Raw genomic sequence first — 17,413 nt, forward strand, 5'->3', positions numbered from 1 at the left:
AGATGTGTATAAGAGACAGGAACTCAACATGGGTCAGGCCGAAGGGAAATCCATGTTCTATCTGGAGACGCGCTGTGTGCTAATTACGAAGGGTTGTGGTGTGCAGGGCCTCCAGAACGGCGGTATCAGCTGTATCGCGATCCCGACGTCGGTCCCCGCCGGCGTCAAAGAGGTCGCCGCCGAGAACCTCGTCACGATGATGGCTGACCTCGAGGTGGCGTCCGGCAACGACCAGACGTTCACCCATTCGGACAAGCGCCGGACCGCCCGGATGATGCCCCAGTTCCTCGCCGGAACTGACTTCATTTTCTCTGGGTACAGCGCCGTCCCGAACTACGACAACATGTTCGCGGGGTCGACCTTCGACTCCAGTGATTTCGACGAGTACAACGTAATGCAGCGCGACCTTCAGGTCGAAGGTGGCACGAACCCGGTCGACGAGGAAACGGTCCTCGAACACCGCGAGCGCGCGGTCAGAGCGCTCCAGACAGTGTTCGAGGAGCTTGGCTTCCCGCCGATCACCGAAGAGGAAGTTGAAGCCGCTATCTACGCCGACGGGAGCAAGGACATGCCCGATCGCAGTACTGCAGACGACATCCAGGCGGCCGAGGAGATGATGGATGAAGGCGTCACCGGAGCCGACGTCGTCGCAATCTTAGCGAAAAACGGCTTCGATGACGTCGCCGAGAACATGCTCGGAATGCTGAAAGGTCGCGTCGCTGGCGACTACATCCAGACATCCAGCATTTTCGAGGGTGACGGGGAGTTCGACGTCGTCAGCGCGGTCAACGATCCCAATGAGTACAGGGGTCCCGGAACGGGACACCGACTCACGGGCGAGGAATGGGAGAAGAAGAAGGAACTTCGATTCGCTGTCGATCCGGAGGATATCTGAGATGGCACAAGCACAACAGAAAGAACGGACTCTCGTGCTCACCGAGGCCGGGATCGCAAAGGAGGGAACGGACACGGACGAGGTGGTCATCGCGATCAGCGTCGGGTTCAACGAGATGAAAGACGAGACGCTGGCGGGCGTGCGCCACGCGGAGATCATCCGCGAGATGATGGCCGGAATCGAAGAGGAAGGCGTCACGGGGCGCGTCGTCCGTTTCTACGACAACCTCGACCTCGGCGTCATCGGGCTCCGCGGCGCGAAACTCAGCGGCTCCGGAATCGGAATCGGTATCCAGACTCGCGGGACGACACTGATCCACCAAGAGGACCTCGTCCCGCTCAGCAACCTGGAGCTGTTCCCCCAGGCGCCGTTGATCGATCTCGAGACCTTCCGTGCAATCGGGAAGAACGCGGCGCGATACGCCAAAGGCGAGACGCCGGAACCGGTTCCCGTCGCGAACGATCCGATGGCGCGTCCGACTTATCAGGCGCTCGCGGCGCTCTGGCACATAAAAGAGATGGGGTACAAGGACGAAAGCAAGGAACCGATGGAGATGGAGGTTTCATACGAGTAACCATGGCTGACGACATTCACTACCCACTAGCGGACAATCCGGACCAGGTCGAAACGCCCGACGGAACGAAGCTGTCAGAGATCACGCTGGAGAAGGTGGTCGAAGGAGAGATCGACGGTGAAGAACTCGTCATCGCCCCGGAGACCCTCGAAAAGCAGGCGCAAATCGCCGAAAACGAGGGGCGACGGCAGTTGGCCCAGAACTTCCGACGGGCCGCCGAGCTCACCGAGGTACCCGACGACCGCATTCTCGAGATCTACAACGCGCTCCGCCCCAGCGGGGCCGACAAAGAGAAGCTCCAAGATATTGCCGACGAACTCGAAGACGAGTACGGTGCAGAACTCAACGCTGAACACGTCCGCGAAGCCGCCGAAGTGTACGAAGAGCGCGACCTCTACTGAACCGAACCGCGTCCGTTTTTTCAGTGGTCGCTTCAGCCACCTGAGAGTCGTACGACCGGTGTGGGCGTGGCCTGATGACTACCCGGACCGTTCCGACAGCGTCGACCCCTGATGACACGTGACCCACAGTCGAGGCACCGTCGCTTCCCAGTGGCGGCGCGGGTCGGTCCCGTCCCAGTCACAGAACGCACAAACGAACCCGAAAAAGGATGTCGTACCGGTCCGATTACAGCCGCGGGTGACTGTCGACCGCGCGCATGTGACGGCAGGAATCCCCACCGAGTGGACGCGTCGCGACGAAACAGTCACAGTCGATGGCACCGGTCTTGTCTAGTTCGACGACGTAGTCGCTCTCATTTTCCTCCTCGGACTGAGACACCTGTACCTTGCCGTCCGCGATCAGTTTGAACTCGTGTCCGCCGCGGTAATCCTCCCAGCCCAGGTCCAGATTGCGGTCGATGGTTTCTCGCAAGATCTGAATGTCCCGTCGAACTTCTTCCGTATCGTCGGTCATACGCCTATTTACGAGGTATATTATCTTAGTTGTTACCCGTGCGAACTCAGAACAGGTGGTCTTCGACTGGCGTCGCCGGGCCGCCGACGCGCCAGACGTGTGATTCGAGGCCGAGCGACTCGACTTCCTCGGCGACACGGTCGGCGTGGGCGGCGGTCGTATTCAGGTATGCCGTCGCCCCGGTGTCGGAGGAAAAATACACTGGCAACTCTTCGGATCTGAGGCGAGTCGCGATGTCGCGAAGCCGAATCGTCTCCGGCCGCCAGTAAAACCAGTTTTCCGGACCAGTCATCGTGACCGCAAGGAGGCTGAGCGAGTCGCGCTCGGCGAGTAGGAAAGTCCCCTCGAAGTCGCCCTCGCGGATCGACCGCTGCATGTCCGCGAGCGCGTCATGGATATAGGCCAACCGACCGTCGAACAGATGGGAATCGGGGGCCTCTTCGTGGGCGTGGGACGTGTGTTTGAACTCCGGGACCATACCGACGACAGTCCGGATATCGGCCTCAAAGGGGGCGTCGATCCGCTCTGCGGCGCACTCCTCATCGGTCGTGCTCGTCCGGAGGTGAGAGAACCCGCCTGTGATGCTCCGCGCGGCCGAGGGCGAACCGTGGCGAGCGAGGACGGACAGCTGCCGGCGGTCCAGGTCGAGTCCGGCTGCCTCAGCCGCCGCGACCGCTAGGGCGGCGAACCCCGACGCCGACGCCCCCAGTCCCACGTTCGAGGCGAACGAGTTGCGGGACTCGACGCGAGCTCGCTGGTCGATACCCGCCCGGCGGCGCACGCGGTCGAGGACGGTCTCGACGCCCCGGTACCCCTCCCGATCGATTTCGTCGCCGTCGACGAGACAGGTGTCCTCGTCGTATCCGAACTCGACGGTCGTCTCCGTCTTCGAGGGGGCCGTACACATCGAGATGGAGTCGTGATACGGGATGTTGTGCGATTCGTCTCGCAGCCCGTGGTACTTGATGAGCCCCTGAATCGGGTGTGCGCGCGCGGTCGCTTTCACAGTTCGTTCCTGTCGACGAGTTCGTATTTGATGCTGTGCTGGCGCAGTTGCTCGACGAGCGGCGTGAGTTCGTCGGCTACCGCGAGCACCATCACGTCGAGCCCCTTCATCGCGGCCTCCGGGACTCCCGAGGGGACGCCGAACTCCAGGTCCGTCTCGATGCCAGCGACCCGGGCGGCGGTGGCGGCTTCGGTCCCGAGAGCCGCAACCCGGTCGTACCTCGCAGCCCGGTCGGCGATCAGGTCCGGGTCGATCTCGTCGTACTCGCTGTCCGTGACACTCGGGACCGTTACGATCCAGACCGTCCCCGGCTCGTAGTCGAGGATACCCTCGACGTTTGTGACGCCCACCGTCCGCCCCGGTTCCGCGCTGGTGACCGCAACCGCAGTTACCCTCCCGGCTTCTCCGGGCGTCGCGTGAAGCCGGCTCTCCCGCATCGAGAGCGTGACGGACTCGCCCTCGCGGATCCGGTCGGTCGCGACCGCGCTCTCCCTCTCGGTTTCGCCGAGGATCTCTCGGTCCACGTACTCCACCAGCTCTTGGAGTTCCTTGGTCTGTGCAATAAGCCAGTTGACCCCCTCTTTGGTGACCTCGTACCTGCCGCGACCGTGTTTCTCGACGTGGCCGAGCTCTTTGAGCCCCTGGAGGTACTCGCTGATCGACTGGGGTGTCAGCCCGACCGACTTCGCGATCTCCTTCTGGTTGATCGCCGGCTGGTGCTCGACGATCTGAACCAGGATCTGGAACCGTGTGGCACTCCGCTTGCTCTGGAGGACCCCAAATCCTCCCTGGGTATTTGATTGAGCTGCCATTGCCGTTAGTTACCAGACCTAATACAAGTATTTTTTCCCAAGTTCGACGCCGTTTTATAAGATGAATACATCGAATAAAATCTAGACTGTCCTATGACAATCTAATTTGTATTACGGCGTGTTATCTTCATATTGTCCGATGGTGCCGTAAAGTCACCTGACTCAGAGATCCGTTAGTTCACCGAAGTGAGTTGCGTTCCCCAGAGCCGCGTCGTTTTTTCCATAGTTTAAACGAGGCCGCAAAAAATAGTACTGCAAATATTGCTGATTCTAATAGGCCATCAACTACGAAGAACCACACTGTACCGATCCCGGAAACGATCAACGTGAGCGTTACTCCCCGCATAGAATTATTCTGTTACCCCGATAGTAAACTCTTTCTCTGGTTGAACCTGCTTAGATGTTCCTGAAGCCGGCGATTAGGGCTATTCGGTAGATGAAACCAGTCCGTGAGTATTGGTAACTAGAAGACTAACTTCCACCAGTAACGACGACGGTCATAACTACTGAAAACACACTACCGGATGAGCCTGGAGACGGTCACCGAGCATCGGTTGGCATTCCAACGCAACTATCAAACGGCATTACAACACTAATACTGTAACTAAAAGACAAAATTAAAAATATTATATTCATAATATTCGATAAGGCACGATGATAGTTCAGACGGGTCGACCGTTGCTCGAAAGTCGCGCACGCGGTGGTGAGACCGAACCCTGGCCGGTAATCGGGAAAACCTCCGCGACCGGGAGAGACTCTCCCAAGCCTGCGGCGCAATCCCGGCGACAGTCCCACTCGGGGACTCCCGGAGTTCGTCGGAACGGTACCGTGCTTCTGGTTCCCCTCCTTGAAAAACACGCGAATACGGACGCGAAGGCAGTCAGTACTCCGGACTTCGTTCGGAGACTCCCTCGCGCTGATTGACGAGCCGCGCGATCGTAAACAGCAGGTCGGACAACCTGTTGAGGTACGCGATGGCCTCCTTGTTGACATCGTCGTCCTCGGAGAGAAACACGACGGCCCTGCGCTCCGCACGCCGACACACCGACCGGGCCTGGTGAAGTCGCGAACCGATCTCGCTCCCGCCGGGGAGGATGAACGATTCAAGCGACTCCAGGTCGTCGTTGGCCTCGTCGATCCAGTCTTCCAGCTGCGTGACGTGTCGCTCCTCGATCACCGGGTCGTCCTCGTCAGGGTCGGGGTTGGCGAAGTCCGCCTGTACGATGTGTAAGTGGTTCTGGATGGACCGGAGCATCTCGTCAATGTCGTCGTACCCGCTGGGCTGGGCGAGTCCGATGAGCGAGTTGACCTCGTCGACATTGCCGTATGCCTCGATCCGTGGGCTCCCCTTCGAGACGCGCGTCATGTCCCGGAGGTCGGTCTGTCCCTCGTCGCCGCGTTTAGTGTAGATCTTCATTGTGTATCCCCGTGTGGAAACCCTCCACTGCGTTGGCTACTGTCTTGTTTGTCATAATGTAATCGTTCATGGTTCACTCCCCGTCACCCCTGACGAACTCGCCCATCGGTCGTTTATGTCCGCAGTGTGGACACGACCACTCGGTTCCGGTGAGATCGTCTCTCGTGATGTCGCTGAGTCCCCAGTACTCGTCGCACTGTCCACAGTTCACGTGAGCCAACGTTTCGATATATGCCGTGTGGTCCGGTGGCATGATATACAGTATTGGCTGATCTGTTATTAAACTTCGACTCTCGAATGAGGGGCGTTCAAGCGTCTCGCGGTGGCGAGACCAGGCGAACAGATCCGTGCAGGTCAGCCGATCGGTTTCAGTGGCGTCTTCTTCGCGAGGCGGGCGGAGTTCGAGCCGAGCTTTCGGGCCGTCTCCGGGGACGTCTGGTCGATGTCGAACAGCGGATCGTCGCTGGGGAGTTGCTTGTGATGGATAACGACCCGCGAGTCGTGGACGCTGACACCGATTTTCAGTGATGAGTCGTATGACGCTTCGTGAGCGACGGCGACGCCGTCACCGTCGTATCCGTGCTGGACGACCCATGATACGCCCTCTTCCTCGATCCCGTGTTCGATGTACTGGACGAGTTCCGGAATATCGTCACTGAGACACCGGATAAAGATGCGCGGGATCTCGTCGTCGGCTTCGATCTCGCCTCGGCAACCACTCATACGGGAAACGATCTGTGGACAGATACAAAACTCTACTGTCCGTCCGTCCGGATCGATGTCCGTTGGATCGATGAGGATAGTTCCGTGGGTATCTCGAAGTCGAGGTGCGTACCGCCGTCGATGTGGGACAGGACCAGTCCGGTAGCGACGGCGTTGCGCGGTCCGGTCATGCCACGGACGTTCGCGCGACCACAGACGATGCCGTACTCGGCCATCGCGTCGGAAATCATTTCGGGAATCTCGAAGTCCAGGGCCGAACGCCCGACCATGACGACGAACGGGAGGTGGCGGATGTTGTCGGTCGGCGTGATGATGTTGAGCGCTCGCTCGGCGTTTCGGACGAAGACGCGGCGTTTCGCTCGCTGTCGGACGCGGGAGATCTCCGTGGTGGACATATCGGCCGGGACTGGCCGCATCTCTCCGTCCCCTTTCAGCAGAACGGTCCGTCCGTAGAGTTCGGGCGCGACCGGTTCGTCCAAGAAGTTGACCGTCCCGTCCTCTTGCCGAATACTGAAGAGGCCCTCGACTTTCGCGGAGGGGTAGATCTTGATGTCCTCGGCGAGATCACGGTCGTCTAACCCGAGTTCCGATTCGATGAGCATGGTCACTAGATCACCAGCCCCCGAGAGGTGGATCGATTTGATGTGTTTGTCCTCGTCCATGTACGCGGCGTCGGTCGATCCACCGCCCATATCGAGGATCGCGACGGGGTGGTCGGTCCCGGGCGTGGTCAGCGAGCCGAGCACGGCCATCTTCGCTTCGACGCCCTGAATGATGACCTCCGTATCCAGTTGCGCTTCGATCCCATCGGCTATCTGTTGCATCGGGAGCTGTTGGGTCTTGACCATCGCGGCCAGCGCGACGGCGTTCTCCATCGAGTGTTCCCCCGCGACGGATCCCTCGACTTCCTGCGGGATCAGCGTGTCGACCGCCATGATGTCCCGTATCTCGATGGATTCGACGGGCTGGCCCGTCACCTCCGCCATGCTACCCCGAGCGCGGTTCAACATCCCGCCGATGTTCGAACCGCTTTCCCCCTGAACGTCCGAGACCGGCCAACTGTTCATCACTGCGTCCATGATGACGTCGGCCCCCTCATCGACGGGAACCCCGATTGAGTTGCCTCGCTCATCGATGATTTGGAGATTTCCCGCTGGGATCGTTCGCTCCTCTACGTCCCCTTCAGGGGTCTTGATCACGACAGCGGACTTGTTGCCGACCAGCGCCCGGGCGACGGGAATGATCTTCTGCGTCTCCTCTGAAGACAGATCGAACACCGTCGCGATACCGTACGGGTTCGAGAGTTCGTCGATCGTCTTGCCGCTGGCCTGCGGCGCAACCTCGATAGCAGCTGGTTGCCCGCGTGGAACGTCTTCGAGCATCGAGACCTCGTCGACGATCGGGATGTCGATGTCGATACGGTTGTTGATCAACACGGCGTCGTCGTTCTGGACGATAGCTCCTGTGATCTCGTAGCCCTCGTCGGTCCACTCGTTGATGATCTCGGCCGCGACCGCGAAATCGACCGATTCCGGAACGAGAAAAATGATCGACTCATCGGTCGAGTACGTCGACATGTCTGCCGTGATCTCGACCGTCGTTCCAGTTCCAACTCCGACCCCGCCCGGCGTCGACGGATCGTGGCCGATCATCGTCGACTCCGTGATGACCGTCTCGGTGATCGTGTCCATCGCCACGTCGCCGATGACGGGTGCGGCCTCGTTGAGGAGGATGCGATCGATCTCCGAAACGTCGATGTTCGCTTTTTTCGCCGCCTGCGTGAGCGCTTTGATCACACCGGGAACGTTCTTTTTCGTCCCCTTCAGTCCCGTCGTCCGGTAGAGTGCATCCGAGACGAATTCTGAGTCTGACTGACGTAGAAGTGCAACCTCGGTACTGGAGTTACCGATATCAACTCCTGCGATGTAGCCCATAGAACTCCATTTGCGGGAGAAATAAAGTATTTTTCCCACAGAGAGGTAGTCTTCAGAGAAACAGGTTCCATGCGAAAGCGAACGATCTCAGCCACTCGTTAGTCGGACTCAAAACCGGCTGGGGACGAGAGCAAAGTACAGTCACCGGGGTCCGGCCGATCGCAGACCCCAACATATATGATAACAGATACCACATATTACTGTAGACGATCTGAATTGCGGTAACACAGAGATGATTGTCCGCGTCAGAGAAGCAAATCATGATCGATGGAACGCTGATCGTACTCGGGAGAGAGACCGGAGAGGGAGACGGAACAATAGAGACACACGCCGACCGACTGCGGGAGTGGGGCGTCGCGGACGCGGTCCTGGCCAAGCGGTACGGCGAAACCTGGACGCCGACCGTCGACGGTGACGGCAGATTCGACGACGGGCCGGTGTTCGTCGTCCCGACGTGTTTGGTAGAGACGACCGAAACGAGAAAAGCGGTTTCCAGCGTGGCGACCGAGATAGGTGACTCGGTCTGTTGCTGTGAGCCGGTCGGTCGAAGTCCCGCGATCACGGACGCTATCGCCGACCGCGCCGTCGAGCATCTCGACCCCGACCCCGACACGTCGCTCGTCTTGGTCGGGCTCGGCAGCAGTTCGATGCCCCAGTCGCGCCTGACACTCGAGTATCACGAACGACGTCTCCGCGATCAAACCGACTACGGCGAGGTCACGTCCGCGTATCTGGTGCAAGATCCCGCCGTCGAGTGCGCCCGCTACAACGCCGTTAACGACCGGATCGTGGCAGTCCCGGTCTTCATCACTCCCACCGCTGTGACCGAAGAGGAGATCCCGGCGAAACTCGAAGTTGACCGCGGCGGCATCGAGTACGCCGACCCGATCGGAACCCACCCGCGAGTCACCGACGCGATTCACTCGGAAGTGGTGAAACAGCACGTGCTTCGGACCCATGTCGGCGACTCCGCATCGGCGGCCGTCGACCGCCTCGACGCTGATTTCGACAGTCCTGTCGCGACCGATGGCATGGAATCGTCCCGCTAACGCGTGGCCGATCCGACTGCCGAGCGACCCATCGATATCTCCCTCTCGAAGAGAGCGTGTTGGCGTCGTCAACGCCCTCGTCGAGCTCGTGTCGCGGCGGCCCGGTTTCAGGCGTGACAATAAGCGCGCCCTCGCCGTCGATGTCGACCACGTCGCCCGCGTCACGAGATGAGTGACTCACCGGATCACCGGATATTGGTCGGGTTGAGTTCGGCGTGACTTGTGGTCGACGGCGACGGCTTCGAGCCAGTTTTGAACTGGCTCTAGCGCAACATTGCAGAAACTATTCGCGAACGATGATGTTCGTCGTTTTACTTTTCAAGAGATACGTTCAACGCCATTCGATACCCACGCGTGACGTGTTGAAATCGGACCCCGTGACGACGGCGATCCACCCGCAGCCACGGAGCACCGTCGACGAGAGAGATCCCATTGGTCACCCGCTGTGGTCTCCGCATTTTCACGAGAAATATCGAGGGAATCGCCGTTTTTCTCGTCGAATAGCGCGAATGTGAAGCGGAGTTCGTGTCGGGGACGACGGAAGCGTACAGCCAGTATCACTCAGAAGTGAGCTAAATCACGGGTTTATCGACTGCAAAATAATTCGAGATGATACATCTATCGGCCGTAGATCGGCTTTTTGTACCCCCCGGTGGAGAGTGATTCGAGGGCGATGAGAACCCGAACTATCAAAAACAAATACAATATATAAATACAACATAAATGCGGAATACAGTCAAACAGAGCCGGGTACCGAGCTTCATCGCCGACTCGGGAGTCGCCGCTCGCTCCAAAAGATCTCACTCGAGACAATCGCGATCGTCGCTGAGTGGGTAGTCCGAGAGCACGAACGACTCGGCCGTCTGACCGCCTCGTCCTTCGACCCTGGCTCGACACCGCCCAGTCAACTTCGATCACAGCTTGCGCTCTCGTGAAACTACGGTAACAGCACGTCTGAAACGGTGATTTCGAAGTCAAAACCGACGGCCTCGGCGGTTCGCGTCGGCACGGTCCCCGTCTCGGAGACGACTTCGATACCGTCCTCGGTGACCAGTACCGTGTCTTCGGTTTTGACACCGACCGCGGTGGGATTCCACGCGTAGGCCATCGGCAGTGAGACGGGATCGCTCCCGCGCGGCGTACCGATCCACTCCCGGCCCAGCGTCCCGAGCGCACCGCCCTGATGGTGGTTCTGCCACTCGTCGGCGTATCCCAACGCCTCGTAGGCTCGTTTGATGCTCGCGAACACGTCCCCTGACGTCCCGCCCGAGCGGCCGACCGCTCGGGTGGCGGCGTACGCCGTCGCGGCGACCCGACACAGATCGTCGTATCGCCGTTCGAACGCGGCCGGGATATCCTCGAACCAAACGGTGCGGGTCACCGCGGCATTGAGGCCATCGCGGACACCGACGACGGTGAGGATCGCGTAGGAACCCACCGCGACGGGTTGCGGAGTGAAATGCCGGTACCGCTCGACTCGGTCCGCTCCGCCGACGAGGACGACGGTCGACTCGATACCACGCGAATGAAGCGTGCCGTGGAGCGAGCCGGCCAGAGAGCGCTCGGTGTCGCTGGGTGAGGCGCTCCGAGCGACCGACTCCACGGCGGCGGCAACGTCTCGACTCAGCTCTCGGTACCGATCGATATCGATCTCGGTCAACGGCTGTGTCAGTTCGACCCTGTCGACGGCATCGAATTCGGGTCGCGAAAAATCGGCCGCCGCCGGACGCGTCGCCCGATCGGCAACGGCGGATTCGATATCCGTGTCGTGCCAGGGACCGGACTCGAGCGTGACGTCGTCGTCGAGTTCTTCATCGAGTAACCGCTGCGCCTCGATATTGGTCGTAAGCACGGTCGTGTCGACGCCGTCGTACCCGACCGCGGCGACCCCGGTCTCGCCGGCGCGTTCGACGAGGTTGGACCCGCCCGTGAGCCACGAGAACAGGTGTGGCGTCGCCAGCCAGATCGATTCGAGATCGTGCGTGCGCAGATAGGCGTCTACTCGGTCGAGTTTGGACTGATGAGGCATGGGTTCCGTTGTCGCCGTGGTTTCTCTCGCGTGGTAATAAAACGACCCGGGACGGCTGGTTCGATCGCGCCGCCGATCGGACTCACCGAGCGGTCAGCGGCTTCGCGCGTACTCGAGGAAGCTGTGGTCCTGCATGACCGCGGTCCGGCCGCCGTCGACGAGGAGGCTCGTTCCGGTGATGAACGAGGCCTCGTCGCTCGTCAGGAACGCGACGGTCGCCGCGACGTCGTCCGGCGTTCCGATCCGTCCCAGCGGATGCATCGCCTCGACCCGCTCGCGGTCGTCGTCGCTCAGCTCCTCCCGGGTGCGCTCGACGTCGACCCACCCGGGATTGATCGTGTTCACCCGTATCCCGAGCGGCCCGAGCTCGAGCGCGAGCGCCCGGGTCATCCCGTTGATACCCGACTTCACCGCGTTGTACGGGAACAGCCCGGGCATCGTCAGAAACGCGTGGTTCGAGGACATGTTGAGGACGGCTCCGCCGTCGGGCATGTGCTCGACGACGTGTTTGACGCAGAGCCAGAACGACCGGAAGTCGGTCTCGACGACGAACTCCCAGTCGTCCATCGTCGCCTCGGTCGCCGTCGTCTCGGTCTGTACGCCGGCGTTGTTCACGAGGATATCGACGCGACCGTAGCGCTCGGCGGTCGCGTCGACGAGCGACGCTATCGCGTCCGGGTCGCGCATGTCGGCCGCGATGAAAACCGCCTCGCCGCCGTCGGCGCGGATCGCGTCGACGACTCGCCGGCCGTCGGCTTCCGACCGACCGTTGACGACGACGCGCGCGCCCTCGGCGGCGAGCCGCTCGGCGACGCCCGCACCGATTCCCTTGGTCGACCCGGTCACGATGGCGACGTCGTCGGCGTGCCGTCCCGGCCGAGGGTCACTCATCGGCCGGCTCCGGCAGCGCGCTCAGATCGCCGCGGCCGGTGTACTCGGCGAACAGTTCGACTTCCGCCCGACGGTACGGCGTCCCGTCCCCGTGAACCACGTCGTGGAACCAGGTGTCGGTGTCCTCGTCCTCGACCGCCTCGGCGATCGAGGTTTGTGCGGTGCTCCACGGCAGGTTGGTCTGGATCTTGCCGTTGACGAAGCCCCAGGTGTAACAGCCGATATTCCGTTCTTTATAAAGGGGCAGATGCGTCCGGACGTGGTTATCGCGCGTCCGGGCGAGCCACTCCGTACAGAGCAACGGCCGGTCGTAGTCCTCGAGGTCCGCGAGCCGCTCCGTCGTGAACTCCAGGTCGCTGTAGTCGTGGAACGAGATGACATCGGCGTGTTCGCTCCCGATCCGGTTCTGTTCGGTCCGGTTCGGGTCCCAGTTGACGCCGGCGGTGACCGGCTGGGTCGGGTCGGCCTCTCGGACCCAATCGAACGACTCTCGAAGCAGCGGCAGCGTCCGTTTGTCCATCTCGCTGTTGCCGGGCTCGTTGTACACGTCCCAGATGAGGACGCGCTCGTCCGCGCGAAACGCGCTGACGACGTCGCGGACGTACTCGGCCAGCTTCGGCCAGGTCGATCGGTCGACGGCCCGCTCGTGGCCCGGGCTTGGCGTCCACTGGCTGTTGTGCGTGTTGGGAATGGGATCTTTCTGCGGCCCGAGATACGGTTCGTCGCCCGAGAACGCGACGTCGTCGAAGAAGACGAACATCGTCGAGAGCCCGTGTTTATCGGCGATCGAGAGGAACTCCTCCATGCGCCGTTTGAATCCCTCGGGGTCGTCCTCCCAGACGACGTACTGCAGGAACACCCGGACGGTGTTCATCCCGACCGCGCTCGCCCACCCGAGTTCCCGATCGATCGTCTCGGGGTCGAACGAGTCGGCGAGCCACATCTCCGTGGGGTTAACCGCCGTGCTCGGCAGGTAATTGCAGCCGACGAGCCACTCCTGCTCGTCGTACCAGTTCCACGCTTCTTCCGTGCTCCAACGTTCGGTTGTCATGTATCGAGTTCTCCGTGTCGTCTGTCGCGTCTTCGTGTCAATTCGTCTGAGACGGTGCTGCGAGGGCCTCCGTCCCGGTCCTCACCACTCGGCGACGCTCCCGTCGTCGTGTCGCCAGACGGGATTGTGCCAGTCGACCTCCAGTTCGGCGCGTTCGCGGACGTAGTCGGCGTCGATCTCGACCCCGAGTCCCGGGTCGTCGGGGAGATCCACGAACCCCTCGTCGTAGTCGAAGACCGAGGGGTCGACGAGGTAGTCGAGCACGTCGTTGCCCTCGTTGTAGTGGATGTCCAGGCTCTGTTCCTGGATGAGCGCGTTCGGGGCGACGGCGTCGACCTGCAGACAGGACGCCAGCGCGATCGGCCCGAGCGGACAGTGAGGCGCCATCGCCACGTCGTACGCCTCGGCCATCGCGGCGATCTTCGTCACTTCGGTGATGCCGCCGGCGTGCGAGAGGTCCGGCTGGATGACGTCGACCGACCCGTTCTCGAAGACCTGCTTGAAGTCCCACCGCGAGTACATCCGCTCGCCCGTCGCGATCGGCGTCGACGTCTGCGCGGCGATCTGGGGCAGCGCGTCGTTGTGTTCCGGTAACACCGGCTCCTCGATGAAGAACGGCTCGTGGACCTCGAGCTCGTCGGCGAGGCGTTTGGCCATCGGCTTGGTGACGCGACCGTGGAAGTCGACGCCGATGTCGACCTCGGGGCCGACCCGGTCGCGGACTTCGCCGAGGCGGTCGACCGCGGCGGCGACACTACTCGGGGTATCGACGCGGCGGAGCTCCGGCGTCGCGTTCATCTTGAGCGCGGTGAACCCGGCGTCGACTTTCGCCGCCGCCGCCTCGCCGACGTCGGCCGGCCGATCGCCGCCGACCCACTGGTAGACGCGGACGCGATCGCGGACCGGCCCGCCGAGCAGCTCGTACACCGGGGCACCGAACCGCTTGCCCTTGATGTCCCAGAGCGCCTGGTCGATACCGGCGATCGCGGACATGAGGACCGGTCCCCCTCGATAGAAGCCGCCGCGATACATCGCCTGCCAGTGGTCCTCGATGCGGTTCGGGTCCTCGCCGAGCAGATACGTCTCGAGGAGCTCTTCGACCGCTCCGCGGACGGTACGGGATCGCCCCTCGACGACCGGCTCGCCCCAGCCCACGGTGCCGTCGCTGGTCTCGATGCGGAGGAACAGCCACCGCGGCGGGACCTCGAACAGTTCGTAGTCGGTGATGGTTGTCATGGTGTGGTCGCTTCGCGTGGTTAGTTGCGGGCCCGTTCGTCGATGAGTCGATCGAGGAGAGCCGTCCCCACTGGCTGTTCGCCGTAGGCCTGTCCGAGCGGGAAGGTCGTCACGCACACCCGCCCGTCGCCGACCGACCGCGTGAGCAGCGGACTGCCCCAGTTCGCGATCCAGCCCTCGACGTACTCCACGTGGATGTCGTCGCGGTCCGTGTCGAGCCCCGTCACCAGCGCGTTCGGATAGATCCCCTCGAAGGCCCAATCCAGCCGTTTGCTTCCGGTCAGATCCGAGATGAGGGGACTGTCGTGGGCGAACAGGGACGAACAGAGGTTCCAGTTCTCTCCCCGGGGGAGCTCTCGGTACTCGAAGAGGTCGTCCGCGGGCGTCGGCTCGCGGAGTCGGGGGAGCAACAAGACGTCGCCGCCCGCTTCCGCGAACGCCTCGACGCCTGCGTCGAGCGTCGACACGACCGCCAGGTCGACCTCGTCGGTCAGTTCGCGGGTCACGTCGTGCCGGGACCCGATGAGGCGGTCCGCGACGTAGTTGTCCTCGACGAACACCGTCCCCTCGCGGTTGGGCACCCGCGCGGGCTCGACGACCGTCACCGGCTCTTCGTTCCTCGCCGTCGCCGGGTCGCCGTCGCCCGACGCGTCGCTCGTGAACGTGACCTCGAGCGTGTAGACCCCGGACGTCTCGACCCGCGGCGTCGAGGCGGTGACCGCTCGCGACCGGGACCGCGCGTGGGCGTCGGCCGCCACCTCGAAGCTCCCCTCGTCGACCGTGTCGCCCGTCGCGTCCGCGGAGAGCGACCACTCGACGGTCCCGCGGTGAACGTCGCGACCGTCGTTGACCACGGTGACCGAGGCGGTGACCTCGTCGCCGCCCCAGACGACGTGACTGTCGGGCTCGGCGGCGACGAACAGCTCGCCGTTGATCGCGGCGAACTCCTCGTGGAACGCCTTCTCCTCGCGCCGGTAGTCGAGGATCCCGTTGAACTCCCATTCGATGTCGCTGAACTCGGTGATGACGTATCCAGAGATGCCGTCGTGAACCCGCATCTGCTCGATGAGGTCCTTGACCGAGTGGTACTCCCGCCACTGCCAGACGTCGGCGAGCTCCGAAATCCCGTCGAACGTGGTCGGGAGCGCCGTCTCCTCGAAGCGCTTGTCGAACCCGGCGGGCGACCGCAAGTTCGATTCGAGGTGGACCTGTCGCTCGTTGACCGAGCCGTCAGAGGCGGTCAGGAACGGGTGGTTGTACCAGTCGGGTTCGCCGCCGTAGAACGCCTCGAGCGCGTCGATGTCCGACAGTCCCCACGTACCGAACTCGGAGACGAGGACGGGCGCCGACTCGGGGTCGGTGTACGTCGCGGCGTAGTTGTCCTCGGGGTGAGACACCATCGAATCGAGGTCCTTCCCCCACCCGGCCGTCCGGTCGGGACTGGCGAAGTAGCGGTGGTAGTCGTTGAGGTCGGTCGCGACGTGTGCCCACCCGGAGTTGTCGCAGACGAGGCGCGTCGGGTCCCAGCGCTTCGCCGTCTCGTAGAACTCCCCGAGGTACGCCTGCTTCTCCTCGTCCTCCCAGACGAACGGCTCGTCGTCGGCGTGACCGATCCCCCACTCCTCGTTGTAGAGGCTCCAGGCGACGACGCTCGGGCGGTTGAAGTCCCGGTCGATGAGGTCTCGGAGCTGTTGGCGGACCTCCGCTTTCGACCGGTCGGTGTACCGGGTCGGGTTCGCGGGCTCCTCCCAGACGAGGATGCCCAGCTCGTCGGCGAGTTCGATAAAGTCGGGATGGGCGGGTTTGATGTGTTTGCGGAGCAGGTTGAACCCGAGTTCCTTGGCCGTCCGGATCTCCCGTTCGAAGAGGTCGTCGTCGAAGGGGCGGTACAGGGTTTCCGGGTAATACCCCTGGTCGAGTGCGCCGCGCACGTAGAGCGGCTCGCCGTTGAGGTAGAGCTCACCGTCCGCAGTGCTAACACTCCGCATTCCGAAGTAGTCGGCGTAGGTGTCGACGGTCCCGTCGTCGGTCGAGAGCGTCACCTCGACGTCGTAGAGCGCGGGCCGGTCGGGCGTCCAATAGACGGCGTCCGGAACCGGGACCGTGACCGCGGTCGCGTCGTCGGGGTCGACGTGACAGTCCCGCTCGGCGACGAGGTCGCCGTCCCGCTCCAGCCGGACGGTCGCTTCGAGCCCCTCCGGCGTGCGGCCGTCCACGGCCGTCGCGAACTCCACGCGAGCGGCGTCGTCGTCGAGATCCGGTGTCACCGTGATATCGGAGACGCGGACCGAGGGCCGGCGTTCGAGGGTCACGTCCTGCCAGATGCCGCTGACGCGGGTGTACCACGGGTCGCCCTGTTTCCCGTGGGGGATCTCGCTGATGTCCGCCGGGTCGTCGACGCGAACGGTCACGACGTTCTCGCCGGCCTCCAGTTCGTCCGTGACGTCGACCTCGAACGGGAGGTAGCCACCGCGGTGATCGCCGCACTCGATCCCGTTGACGTAGACCGTGGCGTGGTAGTCGACCGCGCCGAACCGAAGGAAGGCCCGCTGTCCGTCCGGAACCGAATCGAAGTCGACCGAGGTCCGGTACCACGCGACCCCGGTGTAATCGGTGAGTTCGTCGGTCTCTTGCCACGCCGAGGGTACCGACACCGAGAACCGGTCGCCGTCGTCGGGCCATTCGTCGTCGTCGTACCACTCGTCGTCGATCCCGGTGTCTCCGGCGTCTCGGCGAAGCTGCCAGCGTCCGTTTAACGATCGGATAGAGCGGCCTTCGACGGGTTTCAGTGAGTCGTTGAGGTTCATATGTGTGTTAGCGTACTGCGGTCGGTGGGTGCTGATTCATTGGGGTTCGGCCGTTGATATCTGTTTTTATACGT

The 17,413-nt window shown here is 62.4% G+C and carries 16 protein-coding genes and 1 pseudogene; 4 read left to right on the top strand and 13 right to left on the bottom strand.

Going from position 1 to position 17,413, the window contains the following annotated elements; translation table 11 throughout:
- From C469_RS09445 to C469_RS09455, 3 genes are all read left to right on the top strand, one after another.
- The coding region (locus tag C469_RS09445; RefSeq protein WP_222704963.1) for a propanediol/glycerol family dehydratase large subunit at positions 1 to 895 on the top strand (895 nt) is incomplete at its 5' end.
- A gap of 1 nt (position 896) precedes the next feature.
- Positions 897 to 1,469, top strand: a complete 573-nt coding sequence (locus C469_RS09450) for a propanediol/glycerol family dehydratase medium subunit (protein ID WP_049911217.1) — start codon at positions 897 to 899, stop codon at positions 1,467 to 1,469.
- 2 nt (positions 1,470 to 1,471) lie between these two features.
- On the top strand, positions 1,472 to 1,870 hold the full coding sequence (locus tag C469_RS09455; RefSeq protein WP_008006045.1) for a diol dehydratase small subunit: 399 nt from the start codon (positions 1,472 to 1,474) through the stop codon (positions 1,868 to 1,870).
- Between the two features lie 226 nt (positions 1,871 to 2,096).
- Here the strand turns inward: C469_RS09455 and C469_RS09460 are convergent, their stop codons facing one another.
- The 7 genes from C469_RS09460 to C469_RS09485 form a co-directional block, all read right to left on the bottom strand.
- Positions 2,097 to 2,384: a hypothetical protein gene (locus C469_RS09460; RefSeq protein ID WP_008006047.1), complete on the bottom strand. Its 288-nt coding sequence runs from the start codon at positions 2,382 to 2,384 to the stop codon at positions 2,097 to 2,099.
- Between the two features lie 46 nt (positions 2,385 to 2,430).
- Positions 2,431 to 3,390, bottom strand: coding sequence for a GHMP family kinase ATP-binding protein (locus C469_RS09465; RefSeq protein ID WP_008006049.1), 960 nt, complete (start codon positions 3,388 to 3,390; stop codon positions 2,431 to 2,433).
- Positions 3,387 to 4,202, bottom strand: coding sequence for a DUF7839 domain-containing protein (locus tag C469_RS09470; RefSeq protein WP_008006051.1), 816 nt, complete (start codon positions 4,200 to 4,202; stop codon positions 3,387 to 3,389). Before C469_RS09470 ends, C469_RS09465 begins: the two co-directional genes overlap by 4 nt.
- 880 nt (positions 4,203 to 5,082) lie before the next feature.
- Positions 5,083 to 5,619 (bottom strand): cob(I)yrinic acid a,c-diamide adenosyltransferase, encoded by a 537-nt coding sequence (locus tag C469_RS09475; protein ID WP_008006053.1) that lies wholly within the window; start codon positions 5,617 to 5,619, stop codon positions 5,083 to 5,085.
- A gap of 73 nt (positions 5,620 to 5,692) precedes the next feature.
- Positions 5,693 to 5,872 carry a DUF7836 family putative zinc-binding protein gene (locus C469_RS16760; RefSeq protein ID WP_147587273.1) on the bottom strand — a complete coding sequence of 60 codons (180 nt, stop codon included), beginning with the start codon at positions 5,870 to 5,872 and terminating at the stop codon, positions 5,693 to 5,695.
- 101 nt (positions 5,873 to 5,973) lie between these two features.
- Positions 5,974 to 6,342, bottom strand: coding sequence for a glycerol dehydratase reactivase beta/small subunit family protein (locus C469_RS09480; protein WP_008006055.1), 369 nt, complete (start codon positions 6,340 to 6,342; stop codon positions 5,974 to 5,976).
- Positions 6,343 to 6,374: 32 nt separating this feature from the next.
- On the bottom strand, positions 6,375 to 8,276 hold the full coding sequence (locus C469_RS09485; protein WP_049911218.1) for a diol dehydratase reactivase subunit alpha: 1,902 nt from the start codon (positions 8,274 to 8,276) through the stop codon (positions 6,375 to 6,377).
- Between the two features lie 236 nt (positions 8,277 to 8,512).
- Between C469_RS09485 and C469_RS09490 the strand changes: the two genes are divergently transcribed.
- Entirely contained in the window at positions 8,513 to 9,325 is an 813-nt protein-coding gene (locus C469_RS09490; protein WP_206536632.1) for a CbiX/SirB N-terminal domain-containing protein, read from the top strand.
- A gap of 177 nt (positions 9,326 to 9,502) precedes the next feature.
- Here C469_RS09490 and C469_RS17215 read toward each other — a convergent pair.
- The 6 genes and pseudogenes from C469_RS17215 to C469_RS09515 all read right to left on the bottom strand — a co-directional run bounded on the left by C469_RS17215 (position 9,503) and on the right by C469_RS09515 (position 17,339).
- A pseudogene (locus tag C469_RS17215) lies at positions 9,503 to 10,119 on the bottom strand (IS6 family transposase).
- Positions 10,120 to 10,262: 143 nt separating this feature from the next.
- Entirely contained in the window at positions 10,263 to 11,354 is a 1,092-nt protein-coding gene (locus tag C469_RS09495; protein WP_008006062.1) for a M24 family metallopeptidase, read from the bottom strand.
- Positions 11,355 to 11,447: 93 nt separating this feature from the next.
- Positions 11,448 to 12,245 carry an SDR family NAD(P)-dependent oxidoreductase gene (locus C469_RS09500; protein ID WP_008006063.1) on the bottom strand — a complete coding sequence of 266 codons (798 nt, stop codon included), beginning with the start codon at positions 12,243 to 12,245 and terminating at the stop codon, positions 11,448 to 11,450.
- Positions 12,238 to 13,296: a cellulase family glycosylhydrolase gene (locus tag C469_RS09505; RefSeq protein ID WP_008006067.1), complete on the bottom strand. Its 1,059-nt coding sequence runs from the start codon at positions 13,294 to 13,296 to the stop codon at positions 12,238 to 12,240. The genes C469_RS09500 and C469_RS09505 overlap by 8 nt, the downstream gene beginning before the upstream one ends.
- Before the next feature lie 81 nt (positions 13,297 to 13,377).
- Positions 13,378 to 14,532, bottom strand: a complete 1,155-nt coding sequence (dgoD, locus tag C469_RS09510) for a galactonate dehydratase (protein WP_008006068.1) — start codon at positions 14,530 to 14,532, stop codon at positions 13,378 to 13,380.
- Positions 14,533 to 14,552: 20 nt separating this feature from the next.
- Positions 14,553 to 17,339: a glycoside hydrolase family 2 protein gene (locus C469_RS09515; protein WP_008006070.1), complete on the bottom strand. Its 2,787-nt coding sequence runs from the start codon at positions 17,337 to 17,339 to the stop codon at positions 14,553 to 14,555.
- Positions 17,340 to 17,413 lie beyond the last annotated feature (74 nt).

It is taken from the genome of Halorubrum lipolyticum DSM 21995, assembly GCF_000337375.1.
In the GTDB taxonomy this organism is placed as follows: Archaea; Halobacteriota; Halobacteria; order Halobacteriales; family Haloferacaceae; genus Halorubrum; species Halorubrum lipolyticum.

Excerpts from the sequence above, each read along its gene's own strand:
- C469_RS09450 (WP_049911217.1), top strand. The coding sequence starts at position 897 with ATGGCACAAGCACAACAGAAAGAACGGACTCTCGTGCTCACCGAGGCC.
- C469_RS09455 (WP_008006045.1), top strand. The coding sequence starts at position 1,472 with ATGGCTGACGACATTCACTACCCACTAGCGGACAATCCGGACCAGGTC.
- C469_RS09460 (WP_008006047.1), bottom strand. The coding sequence starts at position 2,384 with ATGACCGACGATACGGAAGAAGTTCGACGGGACATTCAGATCTTGCGA.
- C469_RS09470 (WP_008006051.1), bottom strand. The coding sequence starts at position 4,202 with ATGGCAGCTCAATCAAATACCCAGGGAGGATTTGGGGTCCTCCAGAGC.
- C469_RS09475 (WP_008006053.1), bottom strand. The coding sequence starts at position 5,619 with ATGAAGATCTACACTAAACGCGGCGACGAGGGACAGACCGACCTCCGG.
- C469_RS16760 (WP_147587273.1), bottom strand. The coding sequence starts at position 5,872 with ATGCCACCGGACCACACGGCATATATCGAAACGTTGGCTCACGTGAAC.
- C469_RS09480 (WP_008006055.1), bottom strand. The coding sequence starts at position 6,342 with ATGAGTGGTTGCCGAGGCGAGATCGAAGCCGACGACGAGATCCCGCGC.
- C469_RS09485 (WP_049911218.1), bottom strand. The coding sequence starts at position 8,276 with ATGGGCTACATCGCAGGAGTTGATATCGGTAACTCCAGTACCGAGGTT.
- C469_RS09495 (WP_008006062.1), bottom strand. The coding sequence starts at position 11,354 with ATGCCTCATCAGTCCAAACTCGACCGAGTAGACGCCTATCTGCGCACG.
- C469_RS09500 (WP_008006063.1), bottom strand. The coding sequence starts at position 12,245 with ATGAGTGACCCTCGGCCGGGACGGCACGCCGACGACGTCGCCATCGTG.
- C469_RS09505 (WP_008006067.1), bottom strand. The coding sequence starts at position 13,296 with ATGACAACCGAACGTTGGAGCACGGAAGAAGCGTGGAACTGGTACGAC.
- dgoD (WP_008006068.1), bottom strand. The coding sequence starts at position 14,532 with ATGACAACCATCACCGACTACGAACTGTTCGAGGTCCCGCCGCGGTGG.
- C469_RS09515 (WP_008006070.1), bottom strand. The coding sequence starts at position 17,339 with ATGAACCTCAACGACTCACTGAAACCCGTCGAAGGCCGCTCTATCCGA.